Origin of the sequence: Amycolatopsis roodepoortensis (assembly GCF_024628825.1) — a bacterium.
GTDB lineage: Bacteria > Actinomycetota > Actinomycetes > Mycobacteriales > Pseudonocardiaceae > Amycolatopsis > Amycolatopsis roodepoortensis.
This window is the reverse complement of the sequence record NZ_CP102415.1, coordinates 2,630,610-2,645,559: the sequence shown is the minus strand read 5'-3', so window position 1 is coordinate 2,645,559 and position 14,950 is coordinate 2,630,610. Positions and strand designations below refer to the sequence as shown.

Annotated in this window: 15 protein-coding genes and 2 pseudogenes; 3 read left to right on the top strand and 14 right to left on the bottom strand. The window is 69.1% G+C overall.

The window, feature by feature from the left end:
- Positions 1 to 101: 101 nt before the first annotated feature.
- The 8 genes from NQK81_RS12340 to NQK81_RS12310 all read right to left on the bottom strand — a co-directional run bounded on the left by NQK81_RS12340 (position 102) and on the right by NQK81_RS12310 (position 6,414).
- A complete protein-coding gene (locus tag NQK81_RS12340) occupies positions 102 to 839 on the bottom strand; it encodes a sirohydrochlorin chelatase (protein WP_257488280.1) in 738 nt (245 codons plus the stop codon).
- Entirely contained in the window at positions 836 to 2,098 is a 1,263-nt protein-coding gene (locus NQK81_RS12335; RefSeq protein WP_126729544.1) for a sulfate adenylyltransferase subunit 1, read from the bottom strand. Before NQK81_RS12335 ends, NQK81_RS12340 begins: the two co-directional genes overlap by 4 nt.
- On the bottom strand, positions 2,098 to 3,018 hold the full coding sequence (gene cysD, locus NQK81_RS12330) for a sulfate adenylyltransferase subunit CysD (RefSeq protein ID WP_034316337.1): 921 nt from the start codon (positions 3,016 to 3,018) through the stop codon (positions 2,098 to 2,100). The genes NQK81_RS12335 and cysD overlap by 1 nt, the downstream gene beginning before the upstream one ends.
- 11 nt (positions 3,019 to 3,029) lie before the next feature.
- Positions 3,030 to 3,725, bottom strand: a complete 696-nt coding sequence (locus NQK81_RS12325; protein WP_126729542.1) for a phosphoadenylyl-sulfate reductase — start codon at positions 3,723 to 3,725, stop codon at positions 3,030 to 3,032.
- The gene (locus NQK81_RS12320) at positions 3,722 to 3,874 is read right to left on the bottom strand and encodes an eL43 family ribosomal protein (protein ID WP_034316341.1); all 153 of its coding nucleotides are present in this window, start codon (positions 3,872 to 3,874) and stop codon (positions 3,722 to 3,724) included. The genes NQK81_RS12325 and NQK81_RS12320 overlap by 4 nt, the downstream gene beginning before the upstream one ends.
- On the bottom strand, positions 3,871 to 5,565 hold the full coding sequence (locus NQK81_RS12315) for a nitrite/sulfite reductase (protein WP_257488279.1): 1,695 nt from the start codon (positions 5,563 to 5,565) through the stop codon (positions 3,871 to 3,873). Before NQK81_RS12315 ends, NQK81_RS12320 begins: the two co-directional genes overlap by 4 nt.
- A gap of 36 nt (positions 5,566 to 5,601) precedes the next feature.
- Positions 5,602 to 5,688: a putative leader peptide gene (locus tag NQK81_RS45395; protein WP_360907593.1), complete on the bottom strand. Its 87-nt coding sequence runs from the start codon at positions 5,686 to 5,688 to the stop codon at positions 5,602 to 5,604.
- Between the two features lie 153 nt (positions 5,689 to 5,841).
- Positions 5,842 to 6,414, bottom strand: a complete 573-nt coding sequence (locus NQK81_RS12310) for a TetR/AcrR family transcriptional regulator (protein ID WP_257488278.1) — start codon at positions 6,412 to 6,414, stop codon at positions 5,842 to 5,844.
- 83 nt (positions 6,415 to 6,497) lie between these two features.
- Between NQK81_RS12310 and NQK81_RS12305 the strand changes: the two genes are divergently transcribed.
- From NQK81_RS12305 to hemW, 3 genes are all read left to right on the top strand, one after another.
- On the top strand, positions 6,498 to 6,911 hold the full coding sequence (locus NQK81_RS12305) for a VOC family protein (protein ID WP_257488277.1): 414 nt from the start codon (positions 6,498 to 6,500) through the stop codon (positions 6,909 to 6,911).
- Between the two features lie 85 nt (positions 6,912 to 6,996).
- On the top strand, positions 6,997 to 7,353 hold the full coding sequence (locus tag NQK81_RS12300) for a hypothetical protein (RefSeq protein ID WP_192745812.1): 357 nt from the start codon (positions 6,997 to 6,999) through the stop codon (positions 7,351 to 7,353).
- A 62-nt stretch (positions 7,354 to 7,415) separates the two neighbouring features.
- On the top strand, positions 7,416 to 8,630 hold the full coding sequence (gene hemW, locus NQK81_RS12295; RefSeq protein ID WP_257488276.1) for a radical SAM family heme chaperone HemW: 1,215 nt from the start codon (positions 7,416 to 7,418) through the stop codon (positions 8,628 to 8,630).
- A gap of 164 nt (positions 8,631 to 8,794) precedes the next feature.
- Here the strand turns inward: hemW and NQK81_RS12290 are convergent, their stop codons facing one another.
- From NQK81_RS12290 to NQK81_RS45380, 6 genes and pseudogenes are all read right to left on the bottom strand, one after another.
- On the bottom strand, positions 8,795 to 9,505 hold the full coding sequence (locus NQK81_RS12290) for a hypothetical protein (RefSeq protein WP_257488275.1): 711 nt from the start codon (positions 9,503 to 9,505) through the stop codon (positions 8,795 to 8,797).
- Positions 9,502 to 11,304 (bottom strand): carbamoyltransferase family protein, encoded by a 1,803-nt coding sequence (locus tag NQK81_RS12285; RefSeq protein WP_257488274.1) that lies wholly within the window; start codon positions 11,302 to 11,304, stop codon positions 9,502 to 9,504. Before NQK81_RS12285 ends, NQK81_RS12290 begins: the two co-directional genes overlap by 4 nt.
- Before the next feature lie 20 nt (positions 11,305 to 11,324).
- The gene (locus tag NQK81_RS12280; RefSeq protein ID WP_257488273.1) at positions 11,325 to 12,602 is read right to left on the bottom strand and encodes a hypothetical protein; all 1,278 of its coding nucleotides are present in this window, start codon (positions 12,600 to 12,602) and stop codon (positions 11,325 to 11,327) included.
- Positions 12,599 to 12,991, bottom strand: coding sequence for a hypothetical protein (locus NQK81_RS45390; RefSeq protein WP_371878898.1), 393 nt, complete (start codon positions 12,989 to 12,991; stop codon positions 12,599 to 12,601). Before NQK81_RS45390 ends, NQK81_RS12280 begins: the two co-directional genes overlap by 4 nt.
- Positions 12,965 to 13,447 (bottom strand): annotated as a pseudogene (locus NQK81_RS45385) (ATP-grasp domain-containing protein); the annotation flags it as partial. The gene NQK81_RS45390 and the pseudogene NQK81_RS45385, both read right to left, overlap by 27 nt.
- 435 nt (positions 13,448 to 13,882) lie before the next feature.
- A pseudogene (locus tag NQK81_RS45380) lies at positions 13,883 to 14,833 on the bottom strand (glycosyltransferase family 2 protein); the annotation flags it as partial.
- Positions 14,834 to 14,950: the final 117 nt, after the last annotated feature.

Below are 14,950 nucleotides of genomic sequence, written 5' to 3'. Positions count from 1 at the left end.
GTTCCCATACGCGGGGCGTCACGGAAATGGGAACGGAACCCACCGAAGATCGGTATCAAGGGTCCGAACGGGACGAAACGTTCTACTGAGCCGATGAACGATCAGGCGGCGAGCCGGGCGGCGGCGTCGTCGTAGCGGTCCAGGACGAGCCCGGCGATCCGCGGATCCGGGCCCAGCGGCCCGGCGACGATCACCGACGGGTCGGCTTCGCGGGCCAGGCGCGCGATCCGGTCCGGCAGGAGCCCCGGAGCGAGGAACCAGCCCGCCACCGCGAGCCGCTGCGCGCCGTTGAGCCGCAGCCGCGCGATGGCGGCAGGCACGTCCGGCTGCGCGGCGCTGGCGAAGGCCGGCGTGGCGAGCAATCCGCGACGCAGCTGCCAGCGGGTGGTGATCCCGGCGACCGCGTCGTTCGCCGCGACGTTCGACGAACCGACACCGGCCAGCAGGACGCCCAGGCCGGGGTCGTCCAGGTCCGCTCCCGCTTCGGCGAGCCGGTCCAGCGCGACCGTCTCGATGAGCGGGTCGATGCCCAGCACCCCGGAAACCCGCACGTCGAGGCCCGGGCAGTCCGCGGTCGCCTCGGCGACGAGCGCGGGCAGGTCGACCCGGGCGTGGTAGGCCACACCCAGCAGCAGGGGCACCACGACGACCTCGCGATGTCCCTCGGCGTACAAACCGCGCAGGGCGTCGGTGAGCAACGGCTCCGAGAGATCCAAAAAGGACTCACGGATGTCGAGTTCCGGCGCCAGCCCACGGGTGGCGCCGAGCAGGGCGCGGATGGTCGCGGCGGACCGCGGATCGCGGCTGCCGTGGGCGACGGCGAGGAGCGGTGGGGTCATGCGAACCTTTCGCCGACGAGTCCGGCCGCCAGTGTATCGCCGTCCTTCGGGTCGATGACCAGGAAAGCGCCCGTCCGCGGGCTGACGCCGTAGTCGTCGACGCCGATCTCCTCGGCCAGCCGGAGCGTGACCCGGCCGATGTCGTTGAGCTCCAACGTGCCCGGATCGTCCACACTGGACAACGTCTGCTCGTCGAACCGCGCGTGGAGTTCGCCGACGAGAGCCTGCACCGTCCGCGTCCCGTGCTTCACCAGCACCCGCGCGCCCGGTTTGAGCGCCTTGGCCGAGAGCCAGCACAGGGTCGCGGTGATCTCGTCGGTCACCGTCGGCTGCCGGTCCGCGGCGGCGATCAGGTCGCCCCGCGAGATGTCGACGTCGTCGGTGAGCAACAGCGTCACCGAAGTGCCGGCGCCGGCTTCGGCGAGCGGCCCGTCGGCGGTGTCGATGGCTTCCACCCGGCTGCGGATCCCTTGCGGCAGCACGACGATCTCGTCGCCCGGCCGGACGGTGCCCGCCGCGATCTGCCCCGCGTAGCCGCGGTAGTCGGGGTGGTCGGCCGTGCGCGGCCGGATCACGTACTGCACCGGGAACCGGAACGCCGAATCGTGCGGATCCGGCGCCACGGGCACCGTTTCCAGGTGCTCCAGCAGCGTCGGGCCGGAATACCAGGGAGTCTTGTCCGACTTCTCCGCCACGTTGTCGCCCACCAGCGCCGAAACCGGCACCGCGAGCACGGAACCTCGCTCGTAACCCAGCGACGCGGCGTGCTCGGCGAACTCCTCGGCGATCACGGTGAACGTCGCTTCGTCGTAGCCGACGAGGTCGATCTTGTTCACCGCCAGCACCAGGTTCGGGACGCCCAGCAGCGCGAGCACCGCGGCGTGACGGCGGGTCTGCTCGATGACGCCCTTGCGCGCGTCGACCAGCAGCACGGCCAGCTGCGCGGTGGACGCCCCGGTGACCGTGTTCCGCGTGTACTGCACGTGGCCAGGTGTGTCCGCGAGCACGAAACTCCGCTTCGGAGTCGCGAAGTACCGGTACGCCACGTCGATCGTGATGCCCTGCTCGCGTTCCGAGCGCAGGCCGTCCACGAGCAGGGAGAGGTCCGGAGTGGACAGTCCTTTGTCGACACTGGCGCGGGTGACCGCGTCCAGCTGGTCGGCGAGGACGGATTTGGTGTCGTACAGGAGCCGCCCGACCAGGGTCGACTTCCCGTCGTCCACACTGCCCGCGGTCGCGAGCCTGAGGAGGCTGGACATCAGAAGTACCCTTCCCGCTTGCGGTCTTCCATCGCCGCCTCCGACATCCGGTCGTCGGCGCGGGTGGCGCCGCGTTCGGTGAGCCGGGAGGCCGAGACCTCGGCGATGACCTCGTCCACCGTGGCGGCGGTCGATTCGATGGCGCCCGTGCACGAACCGTCGCCGACGGTCCGGTAGCGCACGGTCAGTTCCTTGACGACCTCGTCCGGCCGCGGGCCGCCCCACGGGCCTTCGGCCAGCCACATGCCGTCGCGCTGGTATACCTCGCGCCGGTGCGCGTAGTAGATCGACGGCAGCTCCACCTTCTCCCGCGCGATGTAGTTCCAGACGTCGGCCTCGGTCCAGTTGGACAGCGGGAAGACGCGGACCTGCTCGCCGGGGCGGTGCCTGCCGTTGTAGAGGTTCCACAGCTCGGGACGCTGCCGTCGCGGTTCCCACTGGCCGAAAGCGTTGCGCAGACTGAAGATCCGCTCCTTGGCGCGAGCGCGCTCCTCGTCGCGGCGTCCGCCGCCGAAGACCGCGTCGAACTTGTTTTCGGCGATCGTGTCGAGCAGCGGCGTGGTCTGCAGCGGGTTGCGCATGCCGTCGGCGCGCTCTTCGAGCCTGCCGTCGTCGATCCAATCCTGGACCTTCGCCACGACCAGCCGCAGCCCGTGCTGCTCGACGACGCGGTCGCGGAAGTCGATGACCTCGTCGAAGTTGTGCCCGGTGTCCACGTGCAGCAACGGGAACGGCACCGGAGCGGGCCAGAACGCCTTGATCGCCAGGTGCAGCAGGAGCGTCGAGTCCTTGCCACCGGAGAACAGGATCACCGGCCGGTCGAACTCGCCCGCCACCTCGCGGAAGATGTGGATGGCCTCGGATTCCAAGGCCGCCAGGTTGTCCTGTGCCGCGGCGGCGACTGGTTCGAGCGTGGTCATGTCGTCCCTTCTCACCCGTGCAAACCGCACTCGGTCTTGCCCTGCCCGGCCCACCGGCCGCTGCGCGGGTCCTGGCCCGGAGCGACCTTTGCCGTGCACGGCGCGCAGCCGATCGACAGATAACCGATGGACACCAACGGGTTCTCGAGGATCCCGTGCTCGTCGATGTAGGCCCGGAACTCGTCGTCGGACCACGGCGCGATCGGGTTGATCTTCACCAGCCCGTTGCGGTCGTCCCAGGTGACGATGGGGGTGTTCGCGCGGGTCGGCGCGTCGACGCGGCGGACGCCGGTCACCCACGCCGAGTACTTCGCGAGCGTGTTACGCAGCGGCACGACCTTGCGCAGGTGACAGCACTGGTTCGGGTCGCGTTCGTGCAGCTTCGGGCCGTACTCGGCGTCCTGTTCGGCGACGCTCTGTTCGGCCTCGGCGTTGACGATCCGCACCCCGGGGTACACCGCCTGCACCGCGTCACGGGTGCCGATGGTCTCCGGGAAGTGGTAGCCCGTCTGCAGGAACAGCACGTCGACGTCGGGTTTGACCTGGGTGGCCAGATCGATGAGGACGGCGTCCTGCATGTTCGACGCGACGATGAAGTCGTCGCCGAAGGTCTCCGCGGTCCAGCGCAGGGCTTCGGTCGCGGTCGCTTCCGCGAGCTCCTTCGAGGCCCGTTCGGCGAGGGTCTTGTAGTCGGCAGTGGCGGTCATCCTTGCGACACCTCCGGAAAGGAAAGTCCGAGGAACTTCACGGTGAAGACCCGGCGGCAGCCCGAGCACAGCCACGAGCCGCCCTCTTCCGGCCGCAGGTCTTCATCGCCACAGAAAGGGCAGTAGTACGGGGTCGCGCGCTCCGTCATTGCAAGACGCCCTCGTCGGCCCGCAGGACCCACTGGGCGAACCGCTCGCCGGGTTCGCGGCCGGCGACGTACGCCCGCACGACCCGCTCGACGTACGCGGTCAGCTCGGACGCGGTCACCTTGTGCCCGCGCAGTTTCCGGCCGAACCCGGCGTCCAGGCCGAGCCCGCCGCCGAGGTGCACCTGGAAGCCCTCGACCTGCTTGCCGTCCTCGTCGGTGACGATCTGGCCCTTGAGTCCGATGTCGGCGGTCTGGACGCGGGCGCAGGAGTTGGGGCAGCCGTTGAGGTGCACGGTCACCGGGTTCTCGATCTCGGCCTGGATGTCGGCGAGACGCTTTTCCAGTTCGGTGACCAGTTCGATCGCGCGGGCCTTGGTCTCGACGATGGCGAGTTTGCAGAACTCCAGGCCGGTGCAGGCCATGATTCCGCGGCGCCACGGCGAAGGCTCGGTCTCCAAGCCGAGTTCGGACAGCTCGCTCTTCAGCCCGTTCACCTCGGCCTCGGGGACGTCGAGGACCACGAGCTTCTGGTGCGGGGTCAGGCGGACGCGGTTCGACCCGGCCCGCTCGGCGGCCTTGGCGACCGCCAGCAGGGTGGACCCGGAGACCCGGCCCGCGACCGGCGCGGCACCGACGTAGAACTTCCCGTCGATCTGCGGGTGCACGCCGACGTGGTCGATCTGGCCGGCGGGCACCTCGGGCGCCGGGCCGTCGGTCAGCTTGCGCTTGAGGTACTCGTCTTCCAGCACCTGGCGGAACTTCGCGGCGCCCCAGTCCTTGACCAGGAACTTGATCCGGGCGCGGGCGCGGAGCCGCCGGTAGCCGTAGTCGCGGAAGACGCTGATCACGCCTTCCCACACGTCGGGGACCTCGTCGAGGGAGACCCAGGCGCCCAGCCGCTGCCCGATCATCGGGTTGGTGGACAGGCCGCCGCCGACCCAGACGTCGAAGCCGGGGCCGTGTTCGGGGTGGTTCACACCGACGAAGGCGACGTCGTTGATCTCGTGCGCGACGTCCTGCTGCCCGGAGACCGCGGTCTTGAACTTGCGCGGCAGGTTCGAGTAGCGCGGGTCGCCGATGTAGCGGCGTTTGATCTCGTCGATCGCGGGGGTGCCGTCGATGATCTCGTCGGCGGCGATACCCGCGACGGGGGAGCCGAGGATGACGCGCGGGCTGTCGCCGCACGCCTCCAGCGTGGTCATCCCGGCCTTTTCGAGCTTGGCCCAGATCGTCGGGACGTCCTCGATCTGGATCCAGTGGTACTGGATGTTCTGACGGTCGGTGATGTCGGCGGTGTCGCGCGCGTGGGTCTGCGAGATCTCGGCGAGCACGGCCAGCTGGCCGGTGGTCAGCGCGCCGCCGTCGATCCGCACCCGCAGCATGAAGTAGCGGTCGTCGAGCTCTTCGGGTTCCAGCGTCGCGGTGCGGCCGCCGTCGATCCCCGGCTTGCGCTGGGTGTAGAGACCGAACCAGCGGAACCGGCCGCGGAGGTCGCCAGGGTCGATCGAGTCGAAGCCGCCGCGGGCGTAGATGTTCTCGATCCGCGCACGGACGTTGAGCGGGTTGTCGTCCTTTTTGGACCGCTCGTTGGGGTTCAGGGGTTCGCGATACCCCAGCGCCCACTGTCCCTCGCCCCGTTTCTGTTTCACCCGGGGCGTGCGGGCAGGGGTCTCGCGCGTGGGCGACGACATGGGAGTCCTCCGGCAGATCGTGGTGGTGGCGGGGAGTCAGCGGTTCGTCGCACAGAGCGCGCTCGCCACACGACGGAGGTCCACGTGGCGGCGTGCCACGAGGGTGATTCCGGCGCGGGTCATTGATTCAGCGTGCCACGCGCCCACTATGTGGTCCAGGCCGGTCCGAATACTGGGAACACCGTCCGGATTCGGCTGTTTTGGCTGGTCAAAGGCATGACTGGAAGGTCAAGTCCGGGTTCGCCGCCGGGCATTGTGACGCAGAACGCGCGCTCCTCACGACGGCAGGACGCGGTCCACGATGATCCGGATGACCTCTTCGTCGGTGACGTCCGCGAGCACCTCCGGCAGGGTGAGCCGCTCGACGGTGAGCCCGGTCAGCGCGAGGTACATCAGCAGTACTTCGGCGCGCCCGCCCGGCATCCCCGCCGCGATGTGCCAGTCGACGCTCATGTCGATGCCCTCGCGGATGGTCTTGGTCAGCGCGGCCGAGAGGTCCGGGCGGCGGGTCGCTTCGAGCCGGAGTTCGAGCAGGGCGAGGTAGGGCTCGCGGTGGGCGGTCAGGCGCCCCATGAGCTCGCCGAGCAGGACGCCGACCCGGTCGTGGGACGGCGATTCCGCCTGCGGGTTCGCCATCACCTCGGCCGGGGCCGACAGCCGTTCCTGCACGCGGACACCCACCTCGCCGAGCAGCTGGTCCCGGTTGCGGAAGTAGTTCGACGTCGTTCCCGGTGGGACGTCCGCTTCGACGTCCACGGCGCGGTAGGTGAGCCCGCGGGCGCCCTCACGGGCGAGGACGGTGATCGCGGCGTCGGTGAGCGCGGTTCGGCGCTCCGGGTTCTGTCGCATCGGAACATTCTCCTTGCCTCGGTCAAACCACTATGCCTATAGTACTACGCATCAAGTGGTTAAGGACTGGGAGGAAACACCAGATGCAACTCAGCGGTTTCGGTGCCTGTGTGCTCGTCGACGACATCGCCGAGACCACCGCCTGGTGGAAGCGGCACATGCAGCTGACGGTGACGATCGAGCTCGACTGGTTCTCCAGCCTCAACGTCGGCGTGCCCGGCTATGAGATGAGCTTCGCCAAGCGTGGTCACAAGGCCACGCCGGAGCCGTGGCGGGCGCAGGAAGCGGCCGGTTCCATGGTCGGCTTCATGGTCGACGACGCGGTGGCCGAGTACGAGCGGCTGCGCGAAGAGGGGGTCAAGATCGTCACCGAACTCGTGGACGAGGAGTTCGGCCAGCGGCACTTCTACATCGAGGACCTGAACGGCTTCCTGATCGACATCATCGAGGTGATCCCGCCGTCGCCGGAATGGCTGGCCGCGAACGGGTTGGCCTAGTACCGCTTCGGGTGAGTGAGGCCGCGCGGGGCCGCCGACGGCGCTAGCTTCGATCTCCGATCCACAGAGGACGGAGGAGTTGCGCATGCGCCGATGGGTGGTCGCCGCGATGGTGCTGGCGTCCCTGCTGATCCCGGGTACCGCTTCCGGGGCGCAGCAGGGGTGCAGGCTGATCTCGCCCGACGAGGGGGCTGTGCTGCACAAGGGCGACTCGTACCGGTTCGAGGCGGTCGGCTGTTCGCCGGGTGTCCGGGGGCATGTGGCCCATACGGTGCTGGTCGAGGTCGCGATGAGCCGCGACGCCGTCACGGACCGCTACGGCGACTGGTCGGTCGACCACGTGGTCAACGACTACTCGCTGAGCATGGAGACCCTCGTCTGGGTGCGGTTCGAGGACGGCACCCGCTCCACGTCGGTCAAGGTGCGCATCGCCGACCGATGACGTTCCGTGAAGGCCTCTTTCCCCGGGGAAGGAGGCCTTCACGGCGTGGGGGACACTGGGGTGTGCCCGCGTTGCTGCCCGAAACCACCACGCCCGTCGAGTCCGCGCTCCCCGAGAGCGCGCTGGAAGGGCTCGGCACGCGACCGTTCGGTGTCTACGTGCACGTCCCCTTCTGCGCGACCCGCTGCGGCTACTGCGACTTCAACACCTACACCGCCGGCGAACTGGACAGCGGTTCGTCGCCGCAGTCCTGGCTCGAAGGCCTCAAGCGCGAGTTCGACCTCGCCGCGCGTGTGCTGGGGAAGCCGCCCGCGGTCGACACCGTCTTCGTCGGCGGCGGCACCCCGTCCCTGCTCGGCGCGGACGGGCTCCGAAGCGTTCTCGACGCCGTTCGTGACACCTTCGGTCTCGCGCCGGACGCCGAGGTGACGACCGAGTCCAACCCGGAGTCCACCTCGCCCGAGTTCTTCGCGGGTATCCGCGACGCCGGATTCAACCGGATCTCGCTCGGGATGCAGTCGGCCGCGCAGCACGTGCTGAAGATCCTCGACCGCGTGCACACTCCGGGCCGTCCGGTCGCGGCCGCCGAAGAAGCCCGCGCCGCGGGGTTCGAACACGTCAACCTCGACGTCATCTACGGCACGCCGGGGGAGCGGACCGAAGACCTCCAGGCTTCGCTGGACGCGGTGCTCGCCGCGGGTGTCGACCACGTCTCGGCGTACGCGCTGATCGTCGAAGAGGGCACCGCGCTCGCCCGCCGCATCCGCCGCGGCGAACTGCCCGCGCCGGACGACGACGTGCTGGCCGCCGACTACGAGATGATCGACCGCGTCCTCGCCTCGGCGGGGCTGCGCTGGTACGAGGTGTCCAACTGGGCGACCTCGGAGGAAGCCCGCTGCCGGCACAACATCGGCTACTGGCGCGGCGGCGACTGGTGGGGCGCCGGTCCTGGTGCGCACAGCCACGTCGGCGGCGTCCGGTGGTGGAACGTGAAGCACCCTGCTCGCTACGCCGCGTCCCTCGCCGCCGGAGAGTCACCGGCCGCGGGCCGTGAACTGCTGACCGACGAGGACCGGCATCTGGAACGCGTGATGCTGGAACTCCGGCTGTCCGAAGGGCTTCCGCTCGACGCGCTCGACGACGACGGCCGGGCCGAAGCCCGCGCCGCCGCCGCCGAAGGACTGCTGGATCAGTCCGCTTTGGACGGTCAGGGCCGGGCGGTGCTGACCGACCGGGGGCGGTTGCTGGCCGACGGCCTGGTGCGCCGGCTCACGTGAACGGAGGTGTTGCGAAAGCCACTTTCGCAACTTCCTCGGCCGACATGGCGGCCCGGGTGGACGAAGGCGTCGCGAAAGCCACTTTCGAGACATCCAACGTCCCGAAAGTGGCTTTCGCGACATGCGCCGGCATAACGGGGCCGACGGGCCAAGCCACGACCGACCTATGCCTCGCGCGAGGTCGAAGCGAATCCCAGTGCCCGGTCGACCCACCGGCCCACCGGCAGCGCGACCACGACCGCCGCCAGCACCAGGTGCACCAGCATGAACATCACCGCGACCGGAACGCTCGGCGGCCCGCCGAGGAACACGATCATATGTGAAGCCCACTTCAGCTCGGTCGGCTTCGTCCCGGCCGCCCAGACGTCGTTGAGCGCCCAGAACGTCAGGTCGTTCGCGCCCGAGATCACCACGAGGATCGCCGCGACCCCGGTCTTGAGCACGTTCGCCGTCCGGCCGCCGCCCAGCCGGTACGCCATCAGCCCGAACAGGACGATGAACGTCACGATGAACAGTTCGAACTGATACACCGGCTGGAAGGCGTTCTCGTCGGTGGCGGCGTTCCTGGCGAACGCCTGGATCCGCATGATCAGCTCGGTGTCCAAATAGGACATGTAGACGAACACCGCGAGCACGATCAGCGCCGGACCCCATTTGCTTCGCGGGAAGAGCGCCACCGTGGCGACCGCGAACACGAACGGGCACAGCTTGAACGCCCAGTCGACGACGTTGTCCAGCGTCTGGTCCGGCGGCAGGATCACCATGATCAGCAGCGTGGTCACCACGGCCGGGACGGCGGGCACCAGCCACAACCATTTCCGCCGCCGGTAGAGCGCGGGAACCCAGCCGTCGGTCTCGGGCAGTGTCGCGGTCACAGGTCGTCCTTCTCTGCCCAGAACGGCCCGAGGGCGAGGGCGTCGACGTCGGTCTTCAGGTAGCAGGCCACCGCGTCGGCCGGGCTGGCGACGATCGGTTCGTTGTTGTCGTTGAACGAGGTGTTGACCACCATCGGCACGCCGGTGATCTTCTCGAACTCGCTGATCATCCGGTAGTACAGCGGGTTGTCGGATTCGGTCACCGTCTGCACGCGGGCGGTGCCGTCGACGTGCGTGATGGCCGGGACCTCGTCGCGTTTGTCCGGCAGGACGTCGAACACCAGCAGCATGACCGGCGACGGGTAGTCGCTGACGAACCAGTCGCCCGCGCGTTCCGCCAGGCACGACGGCGCGAACGGCCGGAAGGCCTCGCGGTGCTTGACCTTCTCGTTCATCCGCGTCTTCGAGTCGGGGTCGCGCGGGTCGGCCACCAGGGAGCGGTTGCCGAGCGCGCGCGGCCCGCATTCCATCCGGCCCTGCACCCAGCCGATGATCTTGCCTTCGGAGATCTTCTTCGCGGTGTGCGCGGCGATGTCGTCGACCTTGGTGTAGCGGACCCCGGCGTCCTGCAGCGCCAGTTCCATCTCCGCCTCGGTGTAGTCGGGGCCGGTGTAGGTGTAGCCGTCGCGGGGACGCGGCTTGCCGTACCTGCCGACCGACACCTCCAGCGCCGAGCCGAGCGCGCAGCCGTCGTCGGCGGCGGCGGGCTGGGCGAAGAAGTCCTCGAACGGGGTCTCCAGCAGGATCCGCCCGTTCATCACGCTGTTCAGCGCGACACCGCCGGCGACGCACAGCCGCCGCGATCCGGTTTCCCGCTGCAGCCAGCGCGCGATGTGCAGCCCGGCTTCCTCCAGGGTGACCTGCAACGCGTAGGCGACGTCGCAGTAGTGCTGCGGCACCGGGTTCTCCGCGGTGACCCTGGTCTTGGGCCGTGCCGGGCCGAACAGGTCGGTGAACTTCTTCGACATCACGTGCTTGCCGGTGCGGTGGTGGCCGAAGAAGCTCAGGTCGAGCTCGTAACCGCCGTCGTCGTCGAGGTGGATCAGCTGCTTGAACGCGTCGACGTAGGTGTCGTTGCCCAGCGGCGCCAGGCCCATGATCTTGCCTTCGTCACGGGTGGGGTAGAAGCCCAGATAGCCGGTGACGCCGGCGTACATCGCGCCCAGCGAGTGCGGGAACTTGATCCGCCGGATGTCGATGATCCGGTTTCCCTTGCCGTGGCCCAGATAGGTCGCGGTGCCGTCGCTGCCGATCCCGTCGAAGGTGAGCACCGCCGACTCTTCCCACGGCGAGATGAAGTACCCGCTGGCGGCGTGCGCCTTGTGGTGGTCGACCAGATGCGTCTTGAACTTCGTCGGGCCGGTCCAGCCCACGGCCTCCTTCACGTCGCGTTCGAGGGTGAAGGACCGCTTGATGTGGGCGAGAACCGCGCCGCCGACGTGGTAGTCGTCGACGCCTTTGCCGCCACCGGTCTTGAACGTCTCGACCATTCCCGCCGAGGAGCCGCCCTCGTCGCCGTTCTGGTTTCGGAAGACCTCCAGCGTCCCCGGGAAGTACTTCGCGAACACCTTCGCCGCGTGGATGCCTTCGCGCCAGCGCTGCCAGTAATAGGCGACGTGGTCGACGTCGGCGAGGGTGATCCCGCCGCGCTCCAGGCAGAACTTGATCGCCTCCGCGGGGAAGTCCCCGTCGTGCTTCTTCCGGGTGAAGCGTTCTTCTTCGGCGAACGCGATGATCTCACCGTCGCGCACGAGCGCGGCCGCCGAGTCGTGGACCCTGCTGATTCCCAGTACGTACATTTCCTTCTCCAGTGCGACGTTCAGAGTTCGGGGTGGTGGCGGCGCAGCAGCCGCCGGAGGACGATCGCCCGCGCGCCGATCGCGAAGACGAGTGCGGCGAACCCGCCGACCGGCCCCATCGCCGGGACGAGCGCGACGGCGGCCAGTGGGGTGGCGACCAGACCGGCGATCGACGCCGACGCGGTGAGCGTGAGGACCTTGCTGTTGGTGTTCTCGATCAAGAAGCCCGCGTAGAGCTGGATGGCGAACAACACCGTCTCGACCAGGACGAAGACACCCAGGACCACGTACGCGCCGACGGTGTCTTCAGCGGTCAGCACCGCGCGGGCCGCCGGGACCACGAGGGCGATGCCCACGAGGAGGAGAAACGCGAGCGAGCCCCGCTCGACCAGCTTCAGCAGGTCGACCGCGCGGGCCCTCCCCGCCGCCGCACCGCTTCCTCGCAGTCGCGCGGAAATCGACGGCTGGTGCACCCGGAGCTGGTAGAACAGCAGCGAGCAGAACGCGCTGCTCGCCAGCAGGGCGACGTAGAACGGTCCACTGTCGACGGTCCGGCCCGCCAGCGCCAGCACCCCGAACACCGTCGACGTCGCGAGGACGTCCAGCACCTCGGTCATCCCGAGCAGCACGGTGGTCCGGCCGAACGCGGGCAGGAGCCGATGTCCCGCGATCCTCTGGACGCGCAGCCACTTCCTCGGCAGCAGTGCCGCGGAGAAGCCGAGGATGAGCAGGATCCCGCCGAGCAGCAGACCGAGGTGCGTCAACGGCGGCCAGCGGACGAACCAGGTGCCCACCGTCACGGCGCCGACCACCAGGGCGCCCGCGGTGAACGCCAGAGCATCCAAAGTGGACCTGCCGGTGAAGCGGTGCAGGCCGGAGACCGTCATCAGCAGGCCGCCGGAGATCGACCAGCCCGCGGACGTCAGGTACAGCGCGGCGTCCGAGTCCGGCGCGACGATCAGCGCGACCGCCATCGCCGCCAGGACCACCAGTACCGGGACGACGGCGACGCGAACGGCCAGCGCCGCGACCGCGTCCCGCGTCATCCGCAGCCTTGGCAGGCATTTCAACGCCGACTTCTCCGCCGCGGACGGCACGAAGTTGAGCCAGGTCATTAGCCCGAGCGCGGTGGCGAACCGGCCGTAGTCGTGCGCGCCCCACGCGGTGATCAGCACCAGGCCCATCGCCTGGATGGCCAGCCGGAAGACACCGCGCCCGGCGAGGAGCCGAAGCACCATCGACGGCTTCGGCGCCGCGATCGACGCGGTGCCGGCACCGGTGAGCGAGGTTCCGGTCAAGGGAGCGGTACCGCCATCCCCTGCTCGTCGAGCAGGAACTTCAGCGTGCCGCGCAACTCGTCCTCCGCCGCGAGCACTTCGGGCACGGTCGGCGCTGAAAGCACCGCGTAGCCCATCTTGTAGCCGGCCTGCTCGTACGGTTTGACGTAGGAGTCCTGTTCCGCGAACAGTTCCAGGTTGTGCACCGCGGGCATCGCGCGGACCTCGTCGGCGCCTTCGATGCGCACGATCCTGCCCCCGCGGTCGGAGGCGAGGATGTGGATGAGCGTCGGTCGCGGGTCGCGCGGCGAGAGCACGACCTCGTCGCCGGTCGCGGCGGCGATCCCCGCGGCGATCAGGTCGACGCCGGTGCTGTGCTCGATCGCCTCGGCGAGGCCGTTCCCGCCCATCCGGGCGCCCATCTCGATCAGGTAGAACTTCCCGTCACGGCCCAATACCGCGTCGAGCGTGAGCGGCCCGGTGCGGTAGCCGAGTTCGGCGCACAACGCGGCCAGCATCACCGGCAGCGCGCGGTCCACCACCGGCGGCAGCCCGGCGGGCAGCAGATGGGACGCCGTCACGAAGAACGGCGGCGGGGTCAGCGTCCGGCGGGTGACCGCGTGGAACACGATCCGGCCGTCGACCACGAGCGCTTCGATCGTGTAGTGCGAGCCGTCGAGGTGTTCCTCCACGACGAGCTTGCCCGACGGTGAGAACGCGAGAGAGTCGGCGAAAGCGGTGGTCAGGCCGCCGGGGCTGGCGCACGAGACGACACCGCGGCTCCCGGAGGAGTCGACCGGTTTCACCAGCGTGGGAAACCGCAGCTGCTGCGCGGCGAGCGCGAGATCCGGTCCCGGCTTCCCGCCGACACTGCGGTAGGTCGGCAGGCGCAGCCGGTCACAGAGTTCCCGGAAGACCGACTTGTCGACCGAAGCGGCGACGGCGGCCTCGGGCAGCGGGTCCGGCAGACCCCAGTGCCGGGTGAGCCAGGCGAGCGTGGGCAGCCCGACGTCACTGGCGGGGCAGAGCACCCCGGCGATGTCGTCCCGTCCCTCGAGTGCCGCCGCGATCTGCTCCGGCGCGCGGACGCTGACCTGGACGAACTCGTCGGCCAGCGCCACGGCGGGCGCGCTCGCGCGGACGTCCACGCAGATCGTGCGGAAACCGAGTTCCCGCGCCCGGTGGTACGTGCTGACCGAACCGTCGGCACCGCCCAGGATCACCAGGCTCCGCGCGGCCGCCGTGTCTTCGGTTTTCTTCACTCCCGCTTGCCTTTCCCCAGGATGGATCTCGGCCATGGCCGAGGCGTAGAGCCGGTCGTCCTCGTCGACCGGGAAGTTGGCTTCCCTGATGTAGAACTGCCGTGGCCGCGGCTGTCCCGCGCCGACCACGACCAGGTAGCGGACGGTCAGCGCGAGCACCGCGAGCAGCACGGAGAACAGGACGAACGTCAGCGCCGAAGCGGCGGTCAAGCCGAGCAGCCCGGTGGCGGCGGCGATCCCGGCGAGTACCGAGATCCCGGCGGTCAGCATCGCCGTGCTCGAAGCCACCGTCGTCAGCCGCCGGGTGAAGCCGACGAACAGCTCGATGGCGTGCGAGGAAAGGAAACCGAAGCCCACCTTGGACTCGCCGCGTTCACGGGCCCGGTGAGCCACCTGGACCGTGGTGTAGCGGCTGGTCAGCCTCGGCACGGTGGCGAGGAAGTACGGGGTACCCAGCCGGAGATCGACGATCTTGCGCGCGAGTTCCGTGCGCACCAGGCGGAACGCCGTCGCGCCGGGCGGGATCTCGATGCGCAGCACACGACGGCCGAGGAAATGGAAGGCGGCGGTTCCCCACCGTCTTGGTAAGGGATCTTGCCTATTGGTGCGGACACCGAAAACGGCGTCGTGGCCCTCTTCGGCCGCGTTGATCAATTTCCCCGCTTCGGAGGCCGGGAACTGCTGGTCGGCGTCGATGTGCAGTAGCCACGGTTTTCCCGCGTACCGATAACCGGCGGAAAAAGCCGCCTCGAAGCCGAAGTTCCTGGTGAAGGACACGTACCGCACCCGGGGGTCGGTGTGCGCGAGCGCCCGGATGACGTCCAGTGTCCCGTCGGTGCTCCCATCGTCCACATAGAGCAGTTCGAGTGGGAGATTTCCCAACTCGGCGACGATCTCCCGGTAGGAGGGCTCGACGTTGTCGACTTCGTTGAAGCACGGGACGACCACGGTGAGTCCACTCCGCGTGGGTCCGGGTATCGACCAGCTCATCTGGCGAATCCCCGCGGTGTGTGCGCTATCGTGTTCGTGGCGTCACTCGTCGTGATTTCACGGTTCATGAGTCCCCTTGCCCCAGGTGCCGGCAGGTCGTGCCGGTTCGAAAGTTCC

Coding starts and splice junctions, on each gene's coding strand:
- NQK81_RS45395 (WP_360907593.1), bottom strand. CDS start 5,688: ATGACCCGCGCCGGAATCACCCTCGTGGCACGCCGCCACGTGGACCTC.
- NQK81_RS12305 (WP_257488277.1), top strand. CDS start 6,498: ATGCAACTCAGCGGTTTCGGTGCCTGTGTGCTCGTCGACGACATCGCC.
- NQK81_RS12315 (WP_257488279.1), bottom strand. CDS start 5,565: ATGTCGTCGCCCACGCGCGAGACCCCTGCCCGCACGCCCCGGGTGAAA.
- NQK81_RS12335 (WP_126729544.1), bottom strand. CDS start 2,098: ATGTCCAGCCTCCTCAGGCTCGCGACCGCGGGCAGTGTGGACGACGGG.
- NQK81_RS12320 (WP_034316341.1), bottom strand. CDS start 3,874: ATGACGGAGCGCGCGACCCCGTACTACTGCCCTTTCTGTGGCGATGAA.
- NQK81_RS12310 (WP_257488278.1), bottom strand. CDS start 6,414: ATGCGACAGAACCCGGAGCGCCGAACCGCGCTCACCGACGCCGCGATC.
- NQK81_RS45390 (WP_371878898.1), bottom strand. CDS start 12,991: ATGGGCGGGAACGGCCTCGCCGAGGCGATCGAGCACAGCACCGGCGTC.
- NQK81_RS12285 (WP_257488274.1), bottom strand. CDS start 11,304: ATGTACGTACTGGGAATCAGCAGGGTCCACGACTCGGCGGCCGCGCTC.
- NQK81_RS12300 (WP_192745812.1), top strand. CDS start 6,997: ATGCGCCGATGGGTGGTCGCCGCGATGGTGCTGGCGTCCCTGCTGATC.
- NQK81_RS12340 (WP_257488280.1), bottom strand. CDS start 839: ATGACCCCACCGCTCCTCGCCGTCGCCCACGGCAGCCGCGATCCGCGG.
- NQK81_RS12325 (WP_126729542.1), bottom strand. CDS start 3,725: ATGACCGCCACTGCCGACTACAAGACCCTCGCCGAACGGGCCTCGAAG.
- cysD (WP_034316337.1), bottom strand. CDS start 3,018: ATGACCACGCTCGAACCAGTCGCCGCCGCGGCACAGGACAACCTGGCG.